Genomic DNA, 249 nt, shown 5'->3' on the forward strand with positions numbered 1-249 from the left:
CCGTCTACACCTGGCTTGCCTTTGTTCTTTTTAACTTTCTTGATGGCAAGCTTTATATTCTTTCTATCGACTACTCGATCGATTAATGAGATATCATTTTGTCTATTCATTTCTGTGTTACGCCCCTACGCACTCCTACATATTCTTTTGCTTCCAGCGTATCCTTTTGTAGGTAGCCATCTCTCTGAACTTAATCACGATGTTTTCTGCGATACTGATGGCGTGTACACCTCCTTGATTTTCAAAATT

The sequence above is a fragment of the Alkalibacterium indicireducens genome (assembly GCF_039522005.1).
Lineage (GTDB): Bacteria > Bacillota > Bacilli > Lactobacillales > Carnobacteriaceae_A > Alkalibacterium > Alkalibacterium indicireducens.